Below are 20,426 nucleotides of genomic sequence, written 5' to 3'. Positions count from 1 at the left end.
GCCAACCAATCACTGATTACTCAGCAGCGGGAGCCTCAGCAGCCTCAGCGGCGGGAGCAGCGTCCACACCCTGGCGGCCCTCCTGCACGGCGTTGGCCATGACAGAGGAGATGAGCTTGATGGCGCGGATAGCGTCATCGTTGCCGGGAATCACGTAGTCGATCTCGTCGGGATCGCAGTTGGTGTCCACGATAGCCACGATGGGGATGTTCAGCTTGCGGGCCTCGTTGATGGCGTTGCGCTCCTTGCGGGGGTCAACCACGAACAGAGCACCGGGGAGCTTCTTCATCTCCACGACGCCGCCCAGGTACTTCTCCAGCTTCTCGATCTCGCCCAGCAGCTTCATGACTTCCTTCTTGGGGAGCATGTCGAAGGTGCCGTCCTCCTGCATCTTCTTGAGCTGGTTCAGACGGTCCACGCGGGTGCGCATGGTCTTGAAGTTGGTCATCATGCCGCCCAGCCAACGGGCGTTGACGTAGTACATACCGCAGCGGGAAGCCTCTTCCTTGATGGCCTCCTGAGCCTGCTTCTTGGTGCCCACGAAGAGCAGGGACTGGCCGTTGGCGGCGATGTCACGCACGAAGGAGTAGGCCTCCTCCAGCTTCTTCACGGTCTTCTGCAGGTCAATGATATAGATACCATTGCGCTCGGTGTAGATGTAGGTGGCCATCTTGGGGTTCCACCGACGGGTCTGGTGGCCGAAGTGCACGCCGGCCTCCAGCAGCTGCTTCATAGATACGACTGCCATTGTTTAGTTCCTCCTAAAATTTAGTTACTACCTCCGGGAGCCTCATCTCTTGCGCCAACCTTCCAAAGGAAAGCACATGACGAAAAATCCGCCCCCGTGCGGAATGCCCTGAAATTCTACCATAGAATCCCGGGATATGCAAGTGGTTTTTTCTTCTTTTTGCGATAAATTTATGGATGCCGGGGCTTGGTATCCGGTTTAGCCTCCTGACGGCGCTGCCGACCGTCCACCAAAATGAGGTCCTCGCCGAATCGGGTGATGGAGGACCAGGGGAACACGGTATCCGGTTCCCGGCCCAGAAGGCCAAACCACCGGGGTTTTCCCGAGATGATGACGCTTTCAATGGTGCCATTTTGGGCATCGATCTCCACATCCCCGATGTATCCGTACCGCGTCCCGTCGGCAATATCAATGACTTCCTTATATTGTAGGTCAGAAATGTTGCAGATCATAGTATTCCCTCCTATATTCTATATGTATCCCCCCGGGTTTTGCGGTATGCAGGGGAGAGACCAGGAGATTTGGGAAAAAATTAATTTTCCCACTAGGCAAGAAGGAGATTCTGTATTAAAATAGGGCTGATAACAAAATTCGGAGGTATCACCCCATGAATGAATGGAAGTATAAACGAGTCCTGCTGAAGGTCAGTGGTGAAGCTCTGGCCGGGGATGCTGGCCGTGGGCTGGATTTTGATGTGATTGACAGCGTGTGCGATGCCATCGCCCGGTGCAACAAGGCTGGGATTGAGATCGGCGTCGTGGTGGGCGGCGGCAACTTCTGGCGCGGCCTGAAGGACGGCAAGGGCATGCGGGAGCGCACCCGTGCCGACCACATGGGTATGCTGGCCACCACCATTAATTGTCTGGCCCTGGCGGATATCCTGGAGCAGAAGGGGGTGGACGTGCGGGTGCAGACCGCCATTGAGATGCGGGCCATGGCCGAGCCCTACATCCGCTCCCGTGCCATCCGGCACCTGGAGAAGGGCCGCGTGGTGATTTTCGGCTGTGGTACCGGCAACCCCTTCTTCTCCACCGACACTGCCGCTGTGCTGCGGGCCGCTGAAATTGACGCCGACGTCATCCTGCTGGCTAAGAACGTGGACGGTGTGTACTCCGCCGACCCCAATCTGGACCCCAATGCGGTGAAGTACGACACCATTACCTATGACGATATTCTGGCCCAGCACCTGCAGGTGATGGACTCCACAGCCACCTCTCTGTCCATGGACAACAAGATCCCCGTGGTCCTGTTTGCCCTGAAGGACCCGGAGAACATTCTCCGCGTGGCCCGTGGTGAGAAGATTGGTACCATTGTAAAGGATTAAGGAGGAAGAACCATGACGGAACTGTGCAAGCCCTTTGACGGAAAGATGGTCAAGACCATTGAGGTGGTCAAGAGCGATTTCGCCGGTGTCCGCGCTGGCCGTGCCAACGCGGGTGTTCTGGACCGCATCCAGGTGGAATACTATGGTACTCCCACCCCCATTCAGCAGGTGGCCAGCATTTCCACCCCGGACCCCCGCACCCTGGCCATCCAGCCCTGGGACGGCTCCCTGCTTAAGGAGATTGAGCGGGCCATTCTGTGCTCCGATCTGGGCATCAACCCCCAGAACGACGGCCGTGTCATCCGCCTGTCCTTCCCCCAGCTTACCGAGGAGCGCCGTATGGAGTTGACCCGCCAGGTGCGCAAGTATGGCGAGAGCGGTAAGGTTGCCATCCGCAACATCCGCCGGGACGCCATGGAGCACTTCAAGGATTTGAAGAAGAAGTCTGAGATCACCGAGGACCAGTACAAGGACTACGAGGATGAGATTCAGACCATCACCGACAAGCGGTGCAAGGAGATCGACGCTCTCACCGCAGAGAAGGAAAAGGAGCTCATGGCGGTGTAATTGACACCGTTGTACCATACAATACCAGCGGGGCGAAGGTACGCCCCGCTTGTGTTGTATTTTTGGGATGGAATGTCCATACTTTGAAATAGATTAGGATGCGTGAATATGGCGTTATTTAATCGTAAAACCCAGGCGCCCCAGGTAGATATGAGCCATTTGCCCAGGCATATTGCCATCATCATGGACGGCAACGGCCGTTGGGCCAAAAAGCGGGGCCTGCCCCGCAAGGCGGGACACGCCGCCGGGGCGGAGACCTTCCGCACCATTGCCACCTATGCCAAGGAGCTGGGGCTGGAGTACCTGACGGTGTATGCCTTTTCCACGGAGAACTGGAAGCGGCCGGAGGATGAGGTGTCCTCCATCATGGGCCTGTTGGAGCGGTATCTCAAAGAGGCCATTGAGACCATGGCCAAGGACAAGGTGAAAATGGCCTTTTTCGGAGACCTGTCCCCGCTGAGTCCGAAACTCCAAGAGCTGTGTCATCAGACGGAGGAGATTTCCAAGGGCTATGACGGCTGCCAGGTGAACATCTGCTTCAACTACGGCGGCCGGGCGGAGATCATCCGGGCGGCGACGGAGTTTGCCCGTCGGTGCCAGCAGGGGCAGGCGAATCCTGAGGATCTCACCGAGGATGCTCTGGGCGATCTGCTCTATTCGGCTGGCGTGCCCGACCCGGACCTTGTGATTCGTCCCAGCGGCGAGGTGCGCATTTCCAACTTCCTGCTGTGGCAGTCCGCCTACTCTGAGTTTTACTTTACCGACGTGCTGTGGCCCGACTTCACCAAAGAGGAGTTGCTGCGGGCAATTGCCGATTTTCAGAATCGCTCCCGGCGATTTGGAGGGGTGTAAGGGATGCTGGTACGAATTGCGGTTGCAGTGGTGTTGGTCCCTCTGCTGTTGCTGGCCATGCTGCCCAGCTCGCCCCTGATTTGGTCCATTGTGGTGGCAGCCATTGCCGCCGCTGCTTCTTTTGAGCTGCTGCGGGCGGCCGGGGAGGATAAAGTCTCCCCCTGGATGACCTGTGTTGCGGTGCTCTCTGCCGCTCTGATCCCCCTGGGTTGCTGGATGGGGAAGGGAACCACCACAGTAAGCGTGTGTACCTTTGTGGTGATGGCCGTGTCCTTTTGGTGCGCCATTCGGGCCTATGACGAGGGGACGGCACCCATTGGCTTTTACCATGTGATGCTCACCCTGTTCTCCGGTGTCCTCATTCCTCTGGGCCTGTCCGCTCTGGTCTTGCTGAAAATGATGGACCATGGAGAGTATTGGGTGCTCTTTGCGGTGCTTATGGCCTTTGTCACCGATGCAGGGGCCTACTTTGTGGGCGTGTTTTTTGGCAAACACCGGGGCATCACCAAGGTCAGCCCCAACAAGAGTCTGGAGGGCTACATCGGGGGGTTCGTCTTTGGTGTGCTCTATGCGCTGGCCTATGGCGGTGTCATTCAGGCCATCAGCCACAATCCGGTCAACTTCCTGCCCTTGGTGCTCTCTGGACTGGTGGGCGCTCTGGCCACCGAGCTGGGCGACCTGTCCTTCTCCTTCATCAAGCGGGAATTCGGGGTCAAGGACTATGGGCACCTGCTCCCTGGACATGGGGGAATGCTGGACCGGTTTGACAGTATGATTTTCTGTGCCCCTGTGGTGCTCTTCATCCTCCAGGCCATCCCCGTGCTGTGACCATGGCCTGGACCAGATATAGAAATCGAGGGATAACATGAAACGAACCTTATCCATTTTAGGCTCCACCGGCTCCATCGGTCGGCAGACCCTGGACGTGGCCCAGGTCTGCGGCCACCAGGTGGCGGCCCTGACGGTGAATCGCAGCGTGGAGCTGGCCGAGCAGCAGGCCCGGCAGTTCCAACCCCAGCTGGTGGCGGCGGTGGACGAATCCGCCGCTCAGGATTTGAAACAGCGCCTTGCCGATACCTCCATCCGGGTGGTGGGAGGCCGGGAGGGCCTGATGGAGGCTGCCACGCTGCCCCAGGCGGACACCGTGGTCACTGCCGTGGTGGGGATCGCCGGATTGGAGCCCACTCTGGCGGCCATTGACCAGGGCAAACGCATTGCCCTGGCCAATAAGGAGACCTTGGTGTGCGCCGGGGACCTGGTGATGCGCCGGGCAGAGGAGAAGGGGGCGGAGATCGTCCCTGTGGACTCGGAGCACTCCGCCATCTTCCAGTGCCTCCAGGGCTGCAAGGACCGGGGCGAGGTGAAGCGCCTCATCATCACCGCTTCCGGCGGCCCCTTCTTTGGAAAAACACGAGAGGAACTGGAGCATGTGACCCGGGCCCAGGCGCTGCGCCACCCCAACTGGGCCATGGGTGCTAAGATCACCATCGACTCCGCCACGTTGATGAACAAGGGATTGGAGTTTATCGAGGCCATGCGGCTCTACCACATGCCACCCCAGCAGATTCAGGTGGTGGTGCATCGGGAGAGCATCATCCACTCTCTGGTGGAGTTCAACGACGGTGCTATTCTGGCCCAGCTGGGCACAGCAGACATGCGGGTGCCCATCCAGTACGCTTTGACCTGGCCGGAGCGCACCCCCGGCCCTGCCACCCCGCTGGACCTGCTTACCTGTCCGCCCCTGACCTTCGCCAAGCCCGACCCGGACACCTTCCGGTGCCTGGGATTGGCTCTGGAGTGCGCCCAGAAGGGCGGCACCTCGACGGCCATTCTCAACGGGGCCAACGAGGTGGCAGTGGAGCTGTTCCTGGAGGAGAAGATCTCCTTCCTGGACATTGCCCGGCTGGTAGAGGGCGCGTTGGAGCGGGTGGCGTCCAAACCCGCCGACACCCTGGAGGACGTGCTGGAGGCAGACCGTGCCGCCCGGCAGGCAGTCCGTGACTTGTTAATTTGAGGTGAATATCTTTGGAGCGAATCTTCTTTATTCTCTTGGCAATTCTCATCTTCGGCGTGATGATTGCCATTCACGAGTTCGGGCACTTTATCACTGCCAAGCTGTTGGGAATCCGAGTGAATGAATTTGCCATCGGTATGGGTCCGGCGCTGTGGAGCCGTACCCGTGGCGAGACTCAGTACTCCCTGCGGGCCTTCCCCGTCGGCGGCTACTGCGCCATGGAAGGGGAGGACGAGGCCACCGGGGACGAGCGGGCCTTCAGCATCCAGCCCGCCTGGAAAAAGATCATTGTCCTGTGCGCGGGCTCGTTCATGCACTTTCTCATGGGCCTGGTCATCGTCCTGGTGCTGTATATGGGAGTGACCCAAGTGCGGGTGCCTGTCATTACCCAGCTGGCCGACGGATTCCAGCTGGAAGGGGAGTCGGGGCTTATGGTGGGGGATGAAATCCTCTCCGTGGATGGCCACGGTATCTGGGTCTATGAGGATGTGCTCACGTTCCTCTCCCGCAACGACGGCAATGGCATCGATCTGACGGTACGGCGAGACGGGGAGAAGGTGGTACTCAAGGACCTGCCCATGGAGCGCTTTGAATACCAGTACGACGGTCAAGACGCCTATGGGTTTGGCCTGATCTTTGAGCAGGTAGACGATCTGTCCATCTGGGGCAGGGTGAAACTGGCCACCGCCCAGACCTTTGACTTTGTGCGCATCGTCTGGATGAGCCTGGGCGACTTGGTCACCGGCCGCGTGGGCGTGGACCAGATGTCCGGCGTTATCGGCGTGGTGGACGTGGTGTCTGAGGTAGGCACCCAGTCCGACTCCATTTTGGTAGGCGTCCAGAATGTGTTCTATATCATGGCTCTAATCGCTGTAAACCTGGCCGTGATGAACATGCTGCCTATTCCCGCTCTGGATGGCGGGCGAGTGCTGTTTGTGCTGCTCAACGCCATCTCGTACCTCTTTTTCCGGCGGCATATCCCCCAGCGGCTGGAGGGGTATATCCACGCTGTGGCCCTGGTGCTGCTGCTGGTGGTGATGCTTCTCATCGCCTTCCAGGATGTGTGGAAAATTGTGGTGTAAATACTGGAAAGGAAGTGACCTTGCATGACTCGACAAATTCATGTGGGGAACGTCGCCATCGGAGGCGGCGCCCCCGTCTCCATTCAATCCATGACCAACACCCCCACCCATGACGTGGAGGCCACCCTGGCCCAGATTCGGGCCCTGGCGGCAGCTGGCTGTGAGATCGTCCGGGTGGCCGTCCCCGATGAGCGGGCCGCCCAGGCGGTGGCCGCTTTGAAGGCGGGCAGCCCGCTGCCCCTGGTGGCGGACATCCACTTCGACTATCGGCTGGCCCTCACCGCTGTGGAGGGGGGCATTGATAAAATCCGCATCAACCCCGGCAACATTGGCGGGGAAGACCGGGTGGAAGCGGTGGCCAAAGCCTGCAAGGAGCGGGGCATCCCCATCCGCATCGGCGTCAACGGCGGCTCTCTGGAGAAGCCCCTGCTGGAGAAATACGGCGGCCCCACCCCAGAGGCCCTGGTGGAGAGTGCCCTGGGCCACGTGGCCCTGCTGGAGAAGTACGGCTTTGAGGACATCTGCATCTCCATGAAGTCCTCCTCGGTGCCCACCACCATGCGGGCCTATCAGCTCATGGCCCAGAAGTATGACTTCCCCCTGCACCTGGGCGTCACCGAGGCGGGCACTGCCGACATTGGCTCCATCAAGTCCGCCGCTGGCATTGGCGGCCTGCTGGGCCTGGGCATCGGTGACACCTTTCGGGTCACCCTCACCGCCGACCCGGTGGAGGAGATCGTGCTGGCCAAGAAGATTCTCAAGGCGGTGGGCCTGCGTAAGGACGGCCCGGAGCTCATCTCCTGTCCTACCTGTGGCCGGACCCAGATTGACCTCATCCCCATGGCCCACAAGGTGGAGGAGCTTTTGAAGGGCGTGGACAAGCCCATCACCGTGGCTGTGATGGGGTGTGTGGTCAACGGACCTGGAGAGGCCCGCCACGCCGACGTGGGCATCGCCGGAGGCAAGGGGGAGGGCGTGCTCTTCCTCCATGGGGAGATTGTGGACAAGGTCCCGGAGGACCAGCTCATTCCCCGTCTCATGGCCCTTATTGATACCCTGTGACAAGGAGTACATTTCATGTCAGACAAGCAAGTGACATTTCAAGAGACCTTTGGTCAATACCCCTTCCCCGAAGGGGTATTGACTTCTTTTGCAGCCTACCCCACCCGGGTGAAGGTGAATCGCCAGGCCCGCACCATGACGGTGGAGCTGGAGGGGGAGCAATTGGCCCCCAACCTGGTGGATCAGGTCCAGCAGAGCTTGGCCCGGGCGTTCCACCTGCACCAGGCGGCGGTGGAGTTCCATGCCGCACAGGCGGAGGCGCAGCCTGCCCCGGTGGCGGTGGAGACGCCCCCAGTGGCACCTCAGCCCGCCACTAGTGGGGACCTGTACGCCCAGCTGGAGGCCATGCGCCGCAAGGTGCTCAATCAGAGCATACCCGGCGGCGGACACGGCAAGCCCAAGGTCAAGCAGCTCTACGGCAAGATCAATGGCAAGAAAAAGCCGGTGCCCCTGGGAGAGCTGCAATTGGATATGGGCAGCGTGCTGGTGGAGGGCACCGTGTTCAACGTAGAGCACCGGGAACTGCCCAAGCGCAAGGCGTGGGTGATCTGCTTTGATATCACCGACAACACCGGCTCCATCCGGGTCAATCAGTTCCTGGAGGGAGAGGTGGCCAACCCCATCGTCAAGGGCATCAAAAAGGGCCAGCGGGTCCAGGTCCAGGGGCGGCTGAATGTGAGCCGCTTTGAAAACGACATGGTGCTGGAGCCCTACGGCATCAACGAGGTGCCCATGCCCGAGGGGCGCAAGGACACCGCAGAGGAGAAGCGCATTGAGCTCCACCTCCACACCAAGATGTCCATGATGGACGCCCTGTGTGACGGCAAGGCCATTGTCAAGCGGGCCATCGAGTGGGGACATCCCGCCATTGCCATCACCGACCACGGAGTGGTGCAGTCCTTCCCCGATGCCTACAACGCCTCGGGCCGAGGGGAGAAAATTAAGGTGCTCTACGGCGTGGAGGCCTACTATCAAAATGACGTGGACGAGCGGGTGTCGGTGCACGGCCCCGGGGACATGCCTCTGGATGGAGAGTTTATCGCCTTTGACCTGGAGACCACCGGACTGGACCCCAACACGGATGCCATCATTGAAATTGGCGCTGTGCGTATGCGGGGGGAAGAGGTGCTGGAGCACTACTCCACCTTTGCAGACCCCGGCCACCCCTTGAGCCCCAAGACGGTGTCCCTGACCAGCATCACCGACGAGATGGTGCGGGGCGCCCCCAAGCCCGCCCAGGCGGTGGCGGATTTCCTGGCTTGGGCCGGGGACACCCCTCTGGTGGCCCACAATGCGGAGTTTGATACCGGCTTTGTCCGGGCCTACTGCCAGAGAGCGGGCCGGGACTTTGACCCCCTCTATTTTGATACCCTCATTTTGGCCCAGTACCTGTGCCCCCAGCTAAACAACCACAAGCTGGACACCGTGTCCACCCACCTGGGACTGCCTCCCTTCCACCACCACCGGGCAGACGACGACGCCGCCATCTGCGGCCAGATCTTCGCCGCTATGATTCCCATGCTCCGGGAACTAGGGGTGGAGCGGGTATCCCAGATCAACGGAGCCTTGGCTGGGAAGAAGCGGGGCGGACGGGGCCGCCGCAGCGCCAACCACCTCATATTGCTGGCCAAGAACCAGACCGGCCTGCGCAACCTCTACAAGCTGGTGTCCCTGTCCCACCTGGAGCACTTCAATCGCTTTCCCATCATGCCCAAGTCCATCATCAATGAGAACCGGGAAGGGCTCATTGTGGGCTCTGCCTGTGAGGCGGGAGAGCTGTTCCGGGCGGTGGTGGACGGCAAGGACGACCGGGAGTTGGAGCGCATTGCCTCCTGGTATGACTACCTGGAGATTCAGCCCCTGTCCAACAACGCCTACATGCTCCGGCCGGACAAGGAGGGACGACGCATTGCCCAGTCCCTGGAGGACCTGCGCAACTTTAACCGGAAGATTGTGGAGCTGGGCCACAAGCTGGGCAAGCCAGTGTGCGCCACGGGCGACGTCCACTTTACCGACCCGGAGGAGGAAATTTACCGCCACATCCTTCTGGCTGCCAAGGAGTTTGACGACGCCGACAGCGAGAATCCCCTGTATTTCCGCACCACCGACGAGATGCTGAAAGAGTTTGCCTATCTGGGGGTGGAGACCGCCCATGAGGTGGTTATAGAGAGCCCGGCTCTGGTGGCCTCCTGGTGCGACAACGTGCGGCCTCTGCCCGACGGCCTGTTTACCCCCAAGCTGGAAAACTCCGAGGGCGAGCTGAAGGACCTGGTGTGGGGCAAGGCCCACGCCCTGTATGGGGAGAACCCGCCTCAGATTGTGGTGGACCGTATCAACGCTGAGCTGAAAGATATCATCGGCTGTCACTACGACGTCATCTACATGTCCGCCCAGAAGTTGGTGCAGAACTCCCTGGAGCACGGCTACCTGGTTGGCTCACGTGGTTCGGTGGGGTCCTCCCTGGTGGCCTTCATGTCGGGCATCACTGAGGTAAACTCGCTGCCCGCCCACTACCGCTGCCCCAACTGCAAGCACTCCGACTTCGACTACGCCGTGGAGCACGGCTACGGCTGCGGCGCCGATATGCCGGACATGAAGTGCCCGGTGTGCGGGGCGGACTACGCCAAGGACGGCTTCAACATCCCCTTCGAGACCTTCCTGGGCTTCGGCGGCGACAAGGTGCCGGATATCGACCTGAACTTCTCCGGTGAGTATCAGTCCAGCGCCCACAAGTACACCTTTGAGCTCTTCGGCAGCAACCACGTGTTCCGAGCCGGCACCATCGGCACGGTGGCGGAGAAAACCGCCATCGGCTATGTGCGCAAGTACCTGGAGCGGGTGGGCCGCTACAACGTGCCCTTTGCCGAGGTGCTGCGCCTGGCCCGTGGCTGTATGGGGGTCAAGCGCACCACCGGACAACACCCCGGCGGCATGGTGGTTATCCCCCAGGACAAAGAGATTTACGACTTCTGCCCGGTGCAGCATCCGGCAGACGATAAGGACTCGGACATCATCACCACCCATTTCGAATATCACTCCATGGAGTCCAACCTCTTGAAGCTGGACATGCTGGGCCACGATGACCCGTCCATGATTCGTATGCTCCAGGATATCACCAAGGTGGACCCCCAGAAAATTCCTCTGGACGACCCGGACACCATGAGTCTGTTCACTACTTCTGAGAAGCTAGGATTCATGGATGACCCCATCCTGGGCCCCACCGGAGCGGTGGCCATCCCCGAGTTCGGTACCTCCTTCGTGCGCGGCATGCTGGAGGACACACACCCCAACCAGTTCGATATTCTGGTGCGTCTGTCTGGCTTCTCCCACGGCACCGACGTGTGGTTGGGCAACGCCAAGGACCTCATTACGTCTGGCACCGCCCAGGTTAACGAGGCCATCGGCTGTCGTGACGATATTATGATCTTCCTCATCTCCAAGGGCTTTAAGGACACCCGGGCCTTTAAGATCATGGAGTCGGTGCGAAAGGGCAGAGGTCTGCCCGAGGGGGCTGAGGACGAGATGAAGGAGCACGGGGTGCCCCAGTGGTACATTGACTCCTGTAAGAAGATCGCCTACCTGTTCCCCAAGGCCCACGCTGTGGCCTACGTGATGATGGCCTTCCGCATCGCCTGGTATAAGGTGCATCGGCCCCTGGCGTTCTACGCCGCCTACTTTTCCATCCGTGCCAAGGCCTTTGATGAGAAGTACATGTGTCGGGGCATTGAGGTGGTCAAGCAGAAGATGAAGGAGATTCAGGCCAAGAAAAACGCCAAGGATAAGGCGGACCGCCCCTCTGCGGTGGAAGAGGACATGCTGGTGACCTTGGAAGTGTGCTACGAGTTCTACCTCCGTGGCCTCACCTTCGCCCGCATGGATATCTCCCGCTCCCACGCCATCAACTTCCTGGTGGACGAGGAGCGCAACGCCCTTATCCCTCCCTTTACCTCGGTGGCTGGCCTGGGTGAAACCGTGGGCTGGGACATCATGGAGAAGCGGAAGGGGAAGACCTTCATCTCCATTGAAGAGTTCTCCCTGGCCTGTACCAAGGTGTCCAACACCCATCTGCAACAGCTGAAAGAGGCGGGGGCCTTTGGCGACCTGCCGGACAGCAGCCAGTTTTCTTTCTTTTAATCTATGATATAAGCCCCCTGCACAAGGGGGCTTTGTCATACCCCCCGTTGACAATCGGTCGATTCTGTGGTATATTTACTACACTAGCGAGCTAAAGAAAGGCTGGAAACACCATGAACATACACTTCAATACCCCTGAGGGGACCCGGGACCGGCTCTTTGCTGAGTGCCTGGAGCGGCGTCAGGTGCAGAGTGCCCTGGTGGACTTGTTCCGCCGCCGGGGCTATGCGGAGGTCATCACTCCCGAGGTGGAGTTTTATGACCTGTTTGTCCACTCGGGGAGCCCGTTGCCCCAGGAGACCATGCTGAAAATCATTGACCGATCGGGCAAGATCATGGTCATGCGCCCGGACACCACCACCCCCATCGCCCGGCTGGCGGCTACCAAACTGAAAACCCTGCCGCTGCCTCAGCGGCTGTATTACGATCAGACCGTGTTCCGCTCTGGGAACGCCCACGAGGGTGGCAGCAGCGAGATTGCCCAGTGTGGCGTGGAGATGCTGGGTGCTACGGGAATGAAAGCGGACCTGGAGATGATCACCCTGGCGGTGGATGCCCTGCGGGCCTGTGGCCTCAGCGGGTTCCACATCGAGGTGGGCCACGTGGGCTTTTATCAGGACCTGGCCAGCCGGATGAATATGCCCCAGGAGGAGCAGGAGCGGATGCGGCTGCTCATTGAGGGTAAGAACTACGCCGTCCTCAACGACTTCCTGGAGCCCTACTCCGCCCAACCTGACTGTGCCGCCCTCCGCCGCCTACCGTACTTGTTCGGCGGGGCAGAGGTGCTGGAGGAGGCCCGGACGCTGGCCGGGGCGTGTACCAGCCTGGACTATCTGGAGCTTCTGTACCGGGAGTTGTGCCAGGCGGGTTATGGCGACTATGTGCGCTTCGACCTGGGGCTGGTCCACCAGATCGACTATTACACCGGGGTGGTGTTCCGGGGCTATGCCAACGGGGCAGGGGCCCCGGTGCTGTCCGGTGGCAGATACGACAACCTGGTGGAGCTGTTCGGCAGACGGGCAGAGGCCACGGGCTTTGCCGTGGACGTGGACGCTGTGGGTGGCTGCCTGGAGGTGAAGGTGCCCCAACTGCGCACCGTCATCCACTATGAGAGCGGCCTGCTGGGGCGAGCGCTGGAGGTCATGGACCGCCTGCCCGCCGGCACCTGTGAGCTGTCCCCTTGCCGCACCCTGTCCAGCACCATGAATTTGGCCAGTGAGAAGGGTGCCTTGCAAGTGCTGTGCCTGGACAATTCCGGAGAGAGGTGGTTGGAGGTATGAGTCAGCGACTGAGAATCGCCCTGACCAAGGGGCGTCTGCAAGACAAATCGGTGGAGCTATTTGAGAAGATGGGGCTGGACTGCACCCCCATCCGGCACCCAGGGCGGCGGCTCATCCACTCGGTACCCAACTACCCCTTGGATGCGGTGCTGGCCAAGGCCCCCGATGTCATCACCTATGTGGAGCACGGGGTGTGTGATTTGGGTATTGTGGGCAAGGACACCATTCTGGAAAAGGGGGGCGCCTTCTACGAGGTTCTGGACCTGGGCTTTGGGCGGTGTCGGTTTGCCCTGGCCGTGAAAGAGGGCACCGACTTCTACGCCACCTATAAGACCCGCCGAGTGGCCTCCAAGTACCCCGCTGTCACCCGGGCGTTCTTTGAGCGCAAGGGAATGGACGTGGACATGATCAAGATTGAGGGCAGCGTGGAGCTGGCTCCCATCTTGGGGCTGGCTGACGGCATCGTGGATATCGTGGAGACGGGGGCCACCCTGAAAGAGAATGGCCTCACCCCCATCGAGGATGTGGCCCAGGTGTCTGCCCGGCTCATTGTGAATACCGCCAGCATGAAGCTACACAAACAGGAGATTTTAGACTTCATCCAGCAGTGCCAGGCCAACCTGTCCGGCACTTGAGAGAAAAGGGGAGACGGATATGTTGGAATTGGTGGTGGCCGGAGAAGGCCGTGAACAGGAAAAATTGGCGTCCATGCGCTCCCGTGCCGCCCAGACCGGGGCGGAGATTCAGCGCAGTGTGGCGGCCATCATGGAAGATGTGCGGGCCCGGGGCTACGAGGCGGTGGAGGAGTACTCCGTGAAATTTGACCAAAACCCGCCCCGAGAGGTGTCCATGGAGGAGCTGGAGCAGGCGGCGGGGCGGATTGCCCCGGACCTGCTAGCCGCCCTCCAGCGCAGCGCCCAGCACATCCGGGCCTATCAGCAGGAGCTGTTGAGCGAGGTGCAGATGGGCCTTCGTCTGTGGGACAGCCCCAGCGGGGGCAAGGTGGGGCGGCTGGTCCGCCCCTTGCAGCGGGTGGGGGTGTACGTCCCCGGTGGCCGTGCCGCCTACCCCAGCTCGGTGCTCATGAATGTGATTCCTGCCAAGGTGGCGGGGGTGGAAGAGGTTATCATGGTCACCCCGCCCACGGAAAACCTCAGCGACGTGGTGCTGGCCGCCGCCTGGGTGGCAGGTGTGGACCGATGCATCGCTGTGGGCGGCGCTCAGGCGGTGGCCGCCCTCACCTATGGGGCGGGCTTCATCCCCCGGGTGGACAAGCTGGTGGGCCCGGGCAACGCGTTTGTGGCGGAGGCCAAACGCATGGCCTACGGCAACCTGGACATTGACATGGTGGCGGGTCCCTCCGAGGTGCTGGTCATCGCCGATGAAACCGCCAACCCCTGCCACATGGCTGCCGACCTGCTCAGCCAGGCCGAGCACGACCCTCTGGCCTCGGCAGTGCTCCTCACCGACAGCATGGAGCTGGCTCAGGCGGTGCAGAAAGAGATCACCCGCCAGTTGGGCTATTTAAGCCGCCGGGAGATCATGGAGCAGTCCCTGCGGGACTTCGGCTGCGCCATCATCTGCCCCGACTTGGAGACCTGCGCCAGACTGGCCGATCAGGTGGCCCCGGAGCACATGGAGATCGTCACAGAGGACCCCCGCCGAGTGCTGGAGCTGATACATAATGCCGGGGCCATCTTCCTGGGCGGCAATACCCCGGAGCCTCTGGGGGATTACATGGCAGGGCCGGACCACGTGCTACCCACCAGCGGCACCGCCCGGTTCTTCTCCCCCTTGTCGGTGGACTCCTTTGTGAAAAAGACCAGCGTACTGGAGTATGGCCGGGAGGACCTGGAGCGGGTGAAGGATGAGATTATCACTCTGGCCCAGTCCGAGCACCTCACCGCCCACGCCAACTCCATCCAGGTGCGCTTTGCAAAGGAGGGCTGACCCATGAGATGCGCAGAAATCAGCCGAAAGACCAAGGAGACGGACATTTCCCTCTCCCTCTGCCTGGAGGGAGGCGCGGTGTCCGTGTCCACGGGCATCGGATTTTTTGACCATATGCTCACCGCTCTGGCCTTTTACGCCGGGTGGGGGCTCACCCTCCGGGTGGAGGGGGACCTGTACGTGGACGGCCACCACACCGTGGAGGACACGGGCATCGTGCTGGGCCAGGCCTTTCGCCAGGCCCTGGGGGATAAGATGGGCATCCGCCGGTTCGGCACCGCCTATGTGCCCATGGACGAGGCTCTGTGCCGCACGGTGCTGGACTGCTCCAACCGCCCCTATCTGGTGTTCCAGGCGAACATGCCCCAGCCCATGATCGGGGGTTATGACAGCTGTCTGACTAAGGAATTTATGCAGGCCTTCGCCGTCCACGGCGGCATTACCCTCCACCAGACCTGCGAGTACGGGGACAACGCCCATCACATCACCGAGGCCTTGTACAAATCCCTGGGAATGGCCCTGAAGGAGGCCGCCCAGGTGGTGGGCAGCGGTGTGACCTCCACCAAAGGGGTACTCTAAAGAAACGAGGAAGCGTTATGAGCTATACCGCCATTGTAGACTATGGGGTGGGGAACCTGAAAAGCGTCTCCAACGCCCTGACCTACGTGGGCCTTGACAACCGCATCACCGGAGACCCCCAGGAGCTGGAGCGGGCCAATTCCATCCTGCTCCCCGGCGTGGGGGCCTTCCCGGATGCTGCCCGCAAGCTGCGCCAGACCGGGCTGGACCAGGCTATCCTTCGCATGGGACAGGACAAGCCGGTGCTGGGCATCTGCCTGGGGATGCAGCTGCTCTTTGCCCAGGGAGAGGAAGGGGAGACCTGTTCCGGCCTGGGGGTCATCCCCGGCACGGTCCAGCGCATGGAAACCGACTACAAGCTGCCCCACATCGGCTGGAACAGCTTATCCTTTCCCAACCCCTCGCCTTTGTTCCGAGGGCTGAATGAAGGGGCCTGGGTGTACTTTGTCCACTCTTTTTCCGGGCGGGCAGCCAATCCCAGTCAGGTGATTGCCACCACGGACTACGGCATGGAGGTGGTGGCCGCCGTGCAAAATGGCAACTTTTTCGGCACCCAGTTCCACCCGGAGAAGAGCGGGGATGTGGGCCTGGAAATCCTAAAGAATTTTGGAGCGATGAACCCATGATCATATTACCAGCCATTGATTTGAAGGACGGGGCCGTGGTACGGCTCTACAAAGGCAGCTTTGACACGGTGCACCAAGTGGCCACCGACCCGGTGACGGTGGCTCGGGCCTTTCAGGAGGCCGGAGCAACCTGGATTCACATGGTGGACCTGGACGGGGCCCGGGACGGTGTGCGCCGCAATGCCCAGCTGGTGCAGGCGGTGGCAGCCCTGGGGCTCCAGGTGGAGCTGGGGGGCGGCATCCGCTCTATGGAAGACCTGAAAGCCGTGTTTGCCCTGGGGGTGACCCGGGCGGTGATCGGGTCCGCCGCCGTCTCCAACCCGGAGCTGGTGGCCAAGGCCATCGCCACCTATGGGGCCGATCGCATCGCCGTGGGCATTGACGCCCGGGACGGCAAGGTGAAGACCGCCGGCTGGGAGGTGGACTCCGGGCTGGACTATCTGGACTTTGCCCGACAGATGGAGCGCCTGGGGGTTAAAATCATCATTTTCACGGACATTGAGACGGATGGTATGCTGTCCGGCCCCTCTTTTGGCCGCCTGCAACAGCTACAGAAAGCGGTGTCCTGCAAGCTCATTGCCTCTGGTGGGGTGTCCTGCAACCAGGACATCGTGGACCTGGAGCGTATGGGGGTATACGGGGCCATCATTGGAAAAGCCTACTACGCTGGGGCCATCGACCTGGCCCAGGCGGTGAAGGACGGTGGAGCCCAATGCTAGCCAAACGCATCATCCCCTGTCTGGACGTCCGGGACGGACGGGTGGTGAAGGGGGTCAACTTCGTCAACATCCGGGACGCCGGGGACCCGGTGGAGCTGGCCCGGTACTACTCCGACCAGGGGGCGGATGAGATTGTCTTTCTGGACATCACCGCCACCAGCGACGCCCGGGACACCGTGGAGGATGTGGTGGAGCGCACCGCCAGCCAGGTGTTTGTCCCCCTCACTGTGGGGGGCGGCATCCGCACCGTGGAGGATTTCCGCCGCCTGCTGCGTGCAGGGGCGGACAAGATTTCCGTCAACTCCTCGGCGGTGAAGAATCCTCAGCTCATAGCCGACGCCGCTCAGCTTTTCGGCTCTCAGTGCGTGGTGCTGGCCATTGATGCCAAGCGCCGGGAAGAGGGCTGGTTTGAGGTGGTGGTGGCCGGTGGCCGCATTCCCACCGGGCTGGACGCCGTGGAGTGGGCCAAGCGGGGCCAGGAGTTGGGGGCGGGAGAAATCCTCCTCACCTCCATGGACGCCGACGGCACCAAGGCGGGGTTCGACCTGGAGCTGACCCGGGCAGTGACCAGCGCTGTGACCATCCCGGTGATTGCCTCGGGGGGCTGTGGGGAGCTGAGCCACTTCGCCCAGGTCTTTGAGGAGACTGGCTGTGACGCCGCTCTGGCCGCCAGTCTGTTCCACTTTGGGGAGCTTACGGTCCCCCAGGTGAAAGAATACCTCCGGGAGCAGAATATCCCGGTGCGAGAGAGGGGAGAGGGCCATGTTTGATCTGGATTTGCTCTTTCAAAAGTCAGACCTCATTCCGGTGATCATCCAGGATTCGGACAGCCGCCAGGTGCTGATGCTGGGCTTTACCAACCGGGAGGCGGTGGAGAAGACTTTGGAGACCAAAACCGCCTGGTTCTGGAGCCGCAGCCGCCAGAAGCTGTGGAATAAGGGGGAGAGCAGCGGGCACTTCCTCTATGTCAACGAGATTTTTACCGACTGCGATACCGATACCCTGCTGTATCTGTGTACCCCTAAAGGCCCCACCTGTCACACCGGGGCCACTAGTTGTTTTTTCCGGGAAATCGAAGTATAATCAACCTGTACCATGGAATACGATAAGGAGAGGATTCCCATGAACGATACCATGCAGAGCCTGTACTCGGTGGTTCTGGACCGCAAGGCCAATCCCCAGGAGGGCTCCTATACCTGCTACCTGTTTGACAAGGGGCTGGATAAAATTCTCAAAAAGGTGGGGGAGGAGTGTGCGGAGACCATCATCGCAGCCAAAAACGGAGCCAAAGAGGACACTGTGGGCGAGATTTCCGACCTCATCTATCACCTGATGGTGATGATGGCCCAGCAGAACATCCCTCTGGAGGATGTGATGGCCGAGCTGGACCGCCGCAGTTTGAAAATTGGAAATTTGAAAACCATGAAACAAGTGGATCGGGAGACCTGATATGCAACAATATGGTTCTTTTAACCCTGGCGAGTTTGACAGCAGCTACGCTAAGGGAGGAGGGGTGACCCTCAATCTCTATATGTCCCGCACCTTTGGATGGATGTTCTTGGGGCTTATGGTCACCTTTGCGCTGGCCTGGTACATGGCCGCCAGCGGCCTGGTGATTCGGCTGCTGATGACCACGCCCTCCATTTTGATGATCCTGCTGGTGGCGGAAATCGCCGTGGTTTTGGTTTTCTCCGCCCGCCTGCATAAGCAGTCGGTGCTTGTAAGCAGAGGCCTGTTTTTCATCTACTCCATTCTCAATGGTGTGGTGTTCTCCGTCTATTTTGTGGCCTTTGATGTGGCGGCGCTGATTTTGGTCTTTGGGTTGACCGCCCTGTTTTTCGGTGGCTTTGCCCTGTATGGCCGATTCACCCACACGGACCTGTCCCGACTGCGCCCTCTGATTTTTGGCGGGCTCATCTTCCTGGTCATCAGCGGTTTGGTGCTGATGCTCTTTGATATCGGTGCGCTGGATCGACTGGTGTGTATGGTGGGGCTTGTGATTTTCCTGTGTGCCACCGCCTATGACACCCAGAAGATCAAGAAGAACTACGAGTATTTCAGCCATGATGTGGCGCTGCTGGAGCGGGCCTCGATTTACTCCGCCCTCCAACTGTATTTGGATTTCATCAACCTGTTTTTGTATCTCCTTCGCTTTCTGGGTTCCAGAAGCCGACGGTAATTCAAATCCCCTGTCTAAAACGACAGGGGATTTTTGCAAAAAAGGACAGGCTGTCAATAACCTCATATTCATGCAAGAAAAATACATCGTCTTGCACCATAAAAAGCCCTCGGCAGAGTTTTCCCGCCCGGGGGCGGGAAAATAAATCAAAATCTGTTTTTTCGGGGACATGCGCATCGGAAAAAACACTTCTCAGCCCGCCAGTGTGGTCTTGGGTCGCCCTTTGACCCAAGGCTGCATGCAGCGGGCTGCAACTTCTCGAGAAAATGCTGGCATTTTCGAGAAGCGTGTCGAACTTTTTCGACACGCGCAAATGTCCTCCTGCCAATGCAGGAGGACATTTGTGTATTTAGGAAGCTTTGGCCACTTCCGCCTCGTAATCTTGAAGGAGGGTGTTCCAGCTGGCATATTTGCTGTCTCCCCGGCGATCAGAGAACATCTGGGTCCCTTCCAGGTATTTGGCCAGGAATTGAGAGACTTTGACCGTTCCGGTGTGATTCAAGTGATCGCCCCGGTCAAAGGTGTCCTTGGACCAGTCGATGGGGACCTCCTGGGTCTTGGTATTCAGGTCGATGTATTCCAGGCCCAGCTCGTCCGCCAACTGCTGAATGCCGTTGTGGCGCTGGTAGTTCCAGTTGACGGTGCTTGGGGTACTCAGCAACAGCAGCTTGGCGCCGTGCTCCTCACACAGCTCCTGAATCTGCTCCACCAACAGCCGATTGAGCACGGGAATGGATGCAGTTTTATCCGTGTAGGCCATGTAGTTGGTGGCATCTGCACTGCTGGCTGCACTGCTCAGGCGGTATCCCTTATAGGGCGTGGTGTAGCTGTTGCCGTCGGTGGGGCTGAAATCCTCCCGGGTCATGGTCTTCCAGCGGTCGTGGTAGCGGAGGATGGGCAGGTACCGGGATACCTCATCCATCACCACGGTTTTAGCCGGAATTTGACGGTAGATACACAGGGTTTCCAGAATCACCAGCTTGGGGGACTGGGTCTCAAAAGCACGCTCCAACAGGGTCTTGCTGTAGGAGAGATACTGGCGGCCGCTGCCGCATACGTAGCTGGTGTATCCGGTGTCTTTCCAAATGAGCAGGGGGGAGATGGAGAAGTAAGACTCGCTGTCTCCCACCACTACCACGTCAATGGAATTTTCGGGTTCTCCCTGAATGCCGTTGGCGATGACCTCTTCCATACCGGCGTCCTTGGTGTTGTTCTTGGGAATGAAGAGAAAGGACAGGCCGTAGAGGATTACCAGAAGCCCCAGGGCAAAGGCGGCAAGGCCCAAGAGGGTTTTTGCGATTTTTACCATG

General features: G+C 60.1%; 22 protein-coding genes. 18 read left to right on the top strand and 4 right to left on the bottom strand.

The annotated features are described in order from the left end of the window. Positions 1-16: 16 nt before the first annotated feature. Entirely contained in the window at positions 17-748 is a 732-nt protein-coding gene (rpsB, locus tag B5F98_RS08435; RefSeq protein WP_087231810.1) for a 30S ribosomal protein S2, read from the bottom strand. Positions 749-918: 170 nt separating this feature from the next. After that, the gene (locus B5F98_RS08430) at positions 919-1,200 is read right to left on the bottom strand and encodes a YlmC/YmxH family sporulation protein (RefSeq protein WP_087231807.1); all 282 of its coding nucleotides are present in this window, start codon (positions 1,198-1,200) and stop codon (positions 919-921) included. Positions 1,201-1,355: 155 nt separating this feature from the next. On the opposite strand from B5F98_RS08430, the gene pyrH reads away from it, so the two are divergent. The 18 genes from pyrH (at position 1,356) to B5F98_RS08340 (ending at position 19,116) form a co-directional block, all read left to right on the top strand. Continuing rightward, complete coding sequence (pyrH, locus tag B5F98_RS08425; RefSeq protein ID WP_087231804.1) at positions 1,356-2,072, top strand: UMP kinase; 717 nt, start codon at positions 1,356-1,358, stop codon at positions 2,070-2,072. 12 nt (positions 2,073-2,084) lie between these two features. Then, a complete protein-coding gene (gene frr, locus B5F98_RS08420) occupies positions 2,085-2,639 on the top strand; it encodes a ribosome recycling factor (protein WP_087231801.1) in 555 nt (184 codons plus the stop codon). Between the two features lie 108 nt (positions 2,640-2,747). Next, the gene (locus B5F98_RS08415) at positions 2,748-3,491 is read left to right on the top strand and encodes an isoprenyl transferase (RefSeq protein WP_087371411.1); all 744 of its coding nucleotides are present in this window, start codon (positions 2,748-2,750) and stop codon (positions 3,489-3,491) included. 3 nt (positions 3,492-3,494) lie between these two features. After that, entirely contained in the window at positions 3,495-4,319 is an 825-nt protein-coding gene (locus tag B5F98_RS08410; protein WP_087231794.1) for a phosphatidate cytidylyltransferase, read from the top strand. 37 nt (positions 4,320-4,356) lie between these two features. Beyond that, on the top strand, positions 4,357-5,505 hold the full coding sequence (locus B5F98_RS08405; RefSeq protein ID WP_087371408.1) for a 1-deoxy-D-xylulose-5-phosphate reductoisomerase: 1,149 nt from the start codon (positions 4,357-4,359) through the stop codon (positions 5,503-5,505). Positions 5,506-5,540: 35 nt separating this feature from the next. Beyond that, positions 5,541-6,587, top strand: coding sequence for a M50 family metallopeptidase (locus tag B5F98_RS08400; protein ID WP_242961633.1), 1,047 nt, complete (start codon positions 5,541-5,543; stop codon positions 6,585-6,587). Between the two features lie 24 nt (positions 6,588-6,611). Next, positions 6,612-7,649 (top strand): flavodoxin-dependent (E)-4-hydroxy-3-methylbut-2-enyl-diphosphate synthase, encoded by a 1,038-nt coding sequence (gene ispG / locus B5F98_RS08395; protein WP_087371405.1) that lies wholly within the window; start codon positions 6,612-6,614, stop codon positions 7,647-7,649. A gap of 15 nt (positions 7,650-7,664) precedes the next feature. After that, positions 7,665-11,783: a PolC-type DNA polymerase III gene (locus B5F98_RS08390; protein ID WP_087371403.1), complete on the top strand. Its 4,119-nt coding sequence runs from the start codon at positions 7,665-7,667 to the stop codon at positions 11,781-11,783. A 113-nt stretch (positions 11,784-11,896) separates the two neighbouring features. Continuing rightward, complete coding sequence (hisZ, locus tag B5F98_RS08385) at positions 11,897-13,063, top strand: ATP phosphoribosyltransferase regulatory subunit (protein WP_087371400.1); 1,167 nt, start codon at positions 11,897-11,899, stop codon at positions 13,061-13,063. After that, entirely contained in the window at positions 13,060-13,698 is a 639-nt protein-coding gene (hisG, locus tag B5F98_RS08380; RefSeq protein WP_087371397.1) for an ATP phosphoribosyltransferase, read from the top strand. The genes hisZ and hisG overlap by 4 nt, the downstream gene beginning before the upstream one ends. Positions 13,699-13,717: 19 nt before the next feature. Then, the gene (gene hisD / locus B5F98_RS08375) at positions 13,718-15,013 is read left to right on the top strand and encodes a histidinol dehydrogenase (RefSeq protein ID WP_087371394.1); all 1,296 of its coding nucleotides are present in this window, start codon (positions 13,718-13,720) and stop codon (positions 15,011-15,013) included. A 3-nt stretch (positions 15,014-15,016) separates the two neighbouring features. Further along, positions 15,017-15,592 (top strand): imidazoleglycerol-phosphate dehydratase HisB, encoded by a 576-nt coding sequence (gene hisB, locus B5F98_RS08370; RefSeq protein ID WP_087371391.1) that lies wholly within the window; start codon positions 15,017-15,019, stop codon positions 15,590-15,592. A 17-nt stretch (positions 15,593-15,609) separates the two neighbouring features. Continuing rightward, positions 15,610-16,218: an imidazole glycerol phosphate synthase subunit HisH gene (hisH, locus tag B5F98_RS08365; protein WP_087371389.1), complete on the top strand. Its 609-nt coding sequence runs from the start codon at positions 15,610-15,612 to the stop codon at positions 16,216-16,218. After that, positions 16,215-16,937, top strand: a complete 723-nt coding sequence (hisA, locus tag B5F98_RS08360) for a 1-(5-phosphoribosyl)-5-[(5-phosphoribosylamino)methylideneamino]imidazole-4-carboxamide isomerase (RefSeq protein ID WP_087371386.1) — start codon at positions 16,215-16,217, stop codon at positions 16,935-16,937. The genes hisH and hisA overlap by 4 nt, the downstream gene beginning before the upstream one ends. Then, positions 16,931-17,707 carry an imidazole glycerol phosphate synthase subunit HisF gene (gene hisF / locus B5F98_RS08355; RefSeq protein WP_087371383.1) on the top strand — a complete coding sequence of 259 codons (777 nt, stop codon included), beginning with the start codon at positions 16,931-16,933 and terminating at the stop codon, positions 17,705-17,707. The genes hisA and hisF overlap by 7 nt, the downstream gene beginning before the upstream one ends. After that, positions 17,700-18,020, top strand: coding sequence for a phosphoribosyl-AMP cyclohydrolase (hisI, locus tag B5F98_RS08350; protein WP_087231761.1), 321 nt, complete (start codon positions 17,700-17,702; stop codon positions 18,018-18,020). The genes hisF and hisI overlap by 8 nt, the downstream gene beginning before the upstream one ends. A gap of 39 nt (positions 18,021-18,059) precedes the next feature. After that, positions 18,060-18,386 (top strand): phosphoribosyl-ATP diphosphatase, encoded by a 327-nt coding sequence (gene hisE / locus B5F98_RS08345; RefSeq protein WP_087371380.1) that lies wholly within the window; start codon positions 18,060-18,062, stop codon positions 18,384-18,386. Position 18,387: 1 nt separating this feature from the next. Then, positions 18,388-19,116: a Bax inhibitor-1/YccA family protein gene (locus tag B5F98_RS08340; RefSeq protein ID WP_087371377.1), complete on the top strand. Its 729-nt coding sequence runs from the start codon at positions 18,388-18,390 to the stop codon at positions 19,114-19,116. Position 19,117: 1 nt separating this feature from the next. Here B5F98_RS08340 and B5F98_RS08335 read toward each other — a convergent pair whose 3' ends face one another. Together B5F98_RS08335 and B5F98_RS08330 are read right to left on the bottom strand one after the other, a co-directional pair. Beyond that, on the bottom strand, positions 19,118-19,423 hold the full coding sequence (locus B5F98_RS08335) for a hypothetical protein (RefSeq protein ID WP_087371374.1): 306 nt from the start codon (positions 19,421-19,423) through the stop codon (positions 19,118-19,120). Between the two features lie 42 nt (positions 19,424-19,465). Beyond that, the gene (locus B5F98_RS08330) at positions 19,466-20,425 is read right to left on the bottom strand and encodes an SGNH/GDSL hydrolase family protein (RefSeq protein WP_087371371.1); all 960 of its coding nucleotides are present in this window, start codon (positions 20,423-20,425) and stop codon (positions 19,466-19,468) included. Position 20,426: the final 1 nt, after the last annotated feature.

This window comes from Pseudoflavonifractor sp. An44 (assembly GCF_002161675.1).
In the GTDB taxonomy this organism is placed as follows: Bacteria; Bacillota; Clostridia; order Oscillospirales; family Oscillospiraceae; genus Enterenecus; species Enterenecus faecium.
This window is presented reverse-complemented; position numbering and strand designations above follow the sequence as displayed.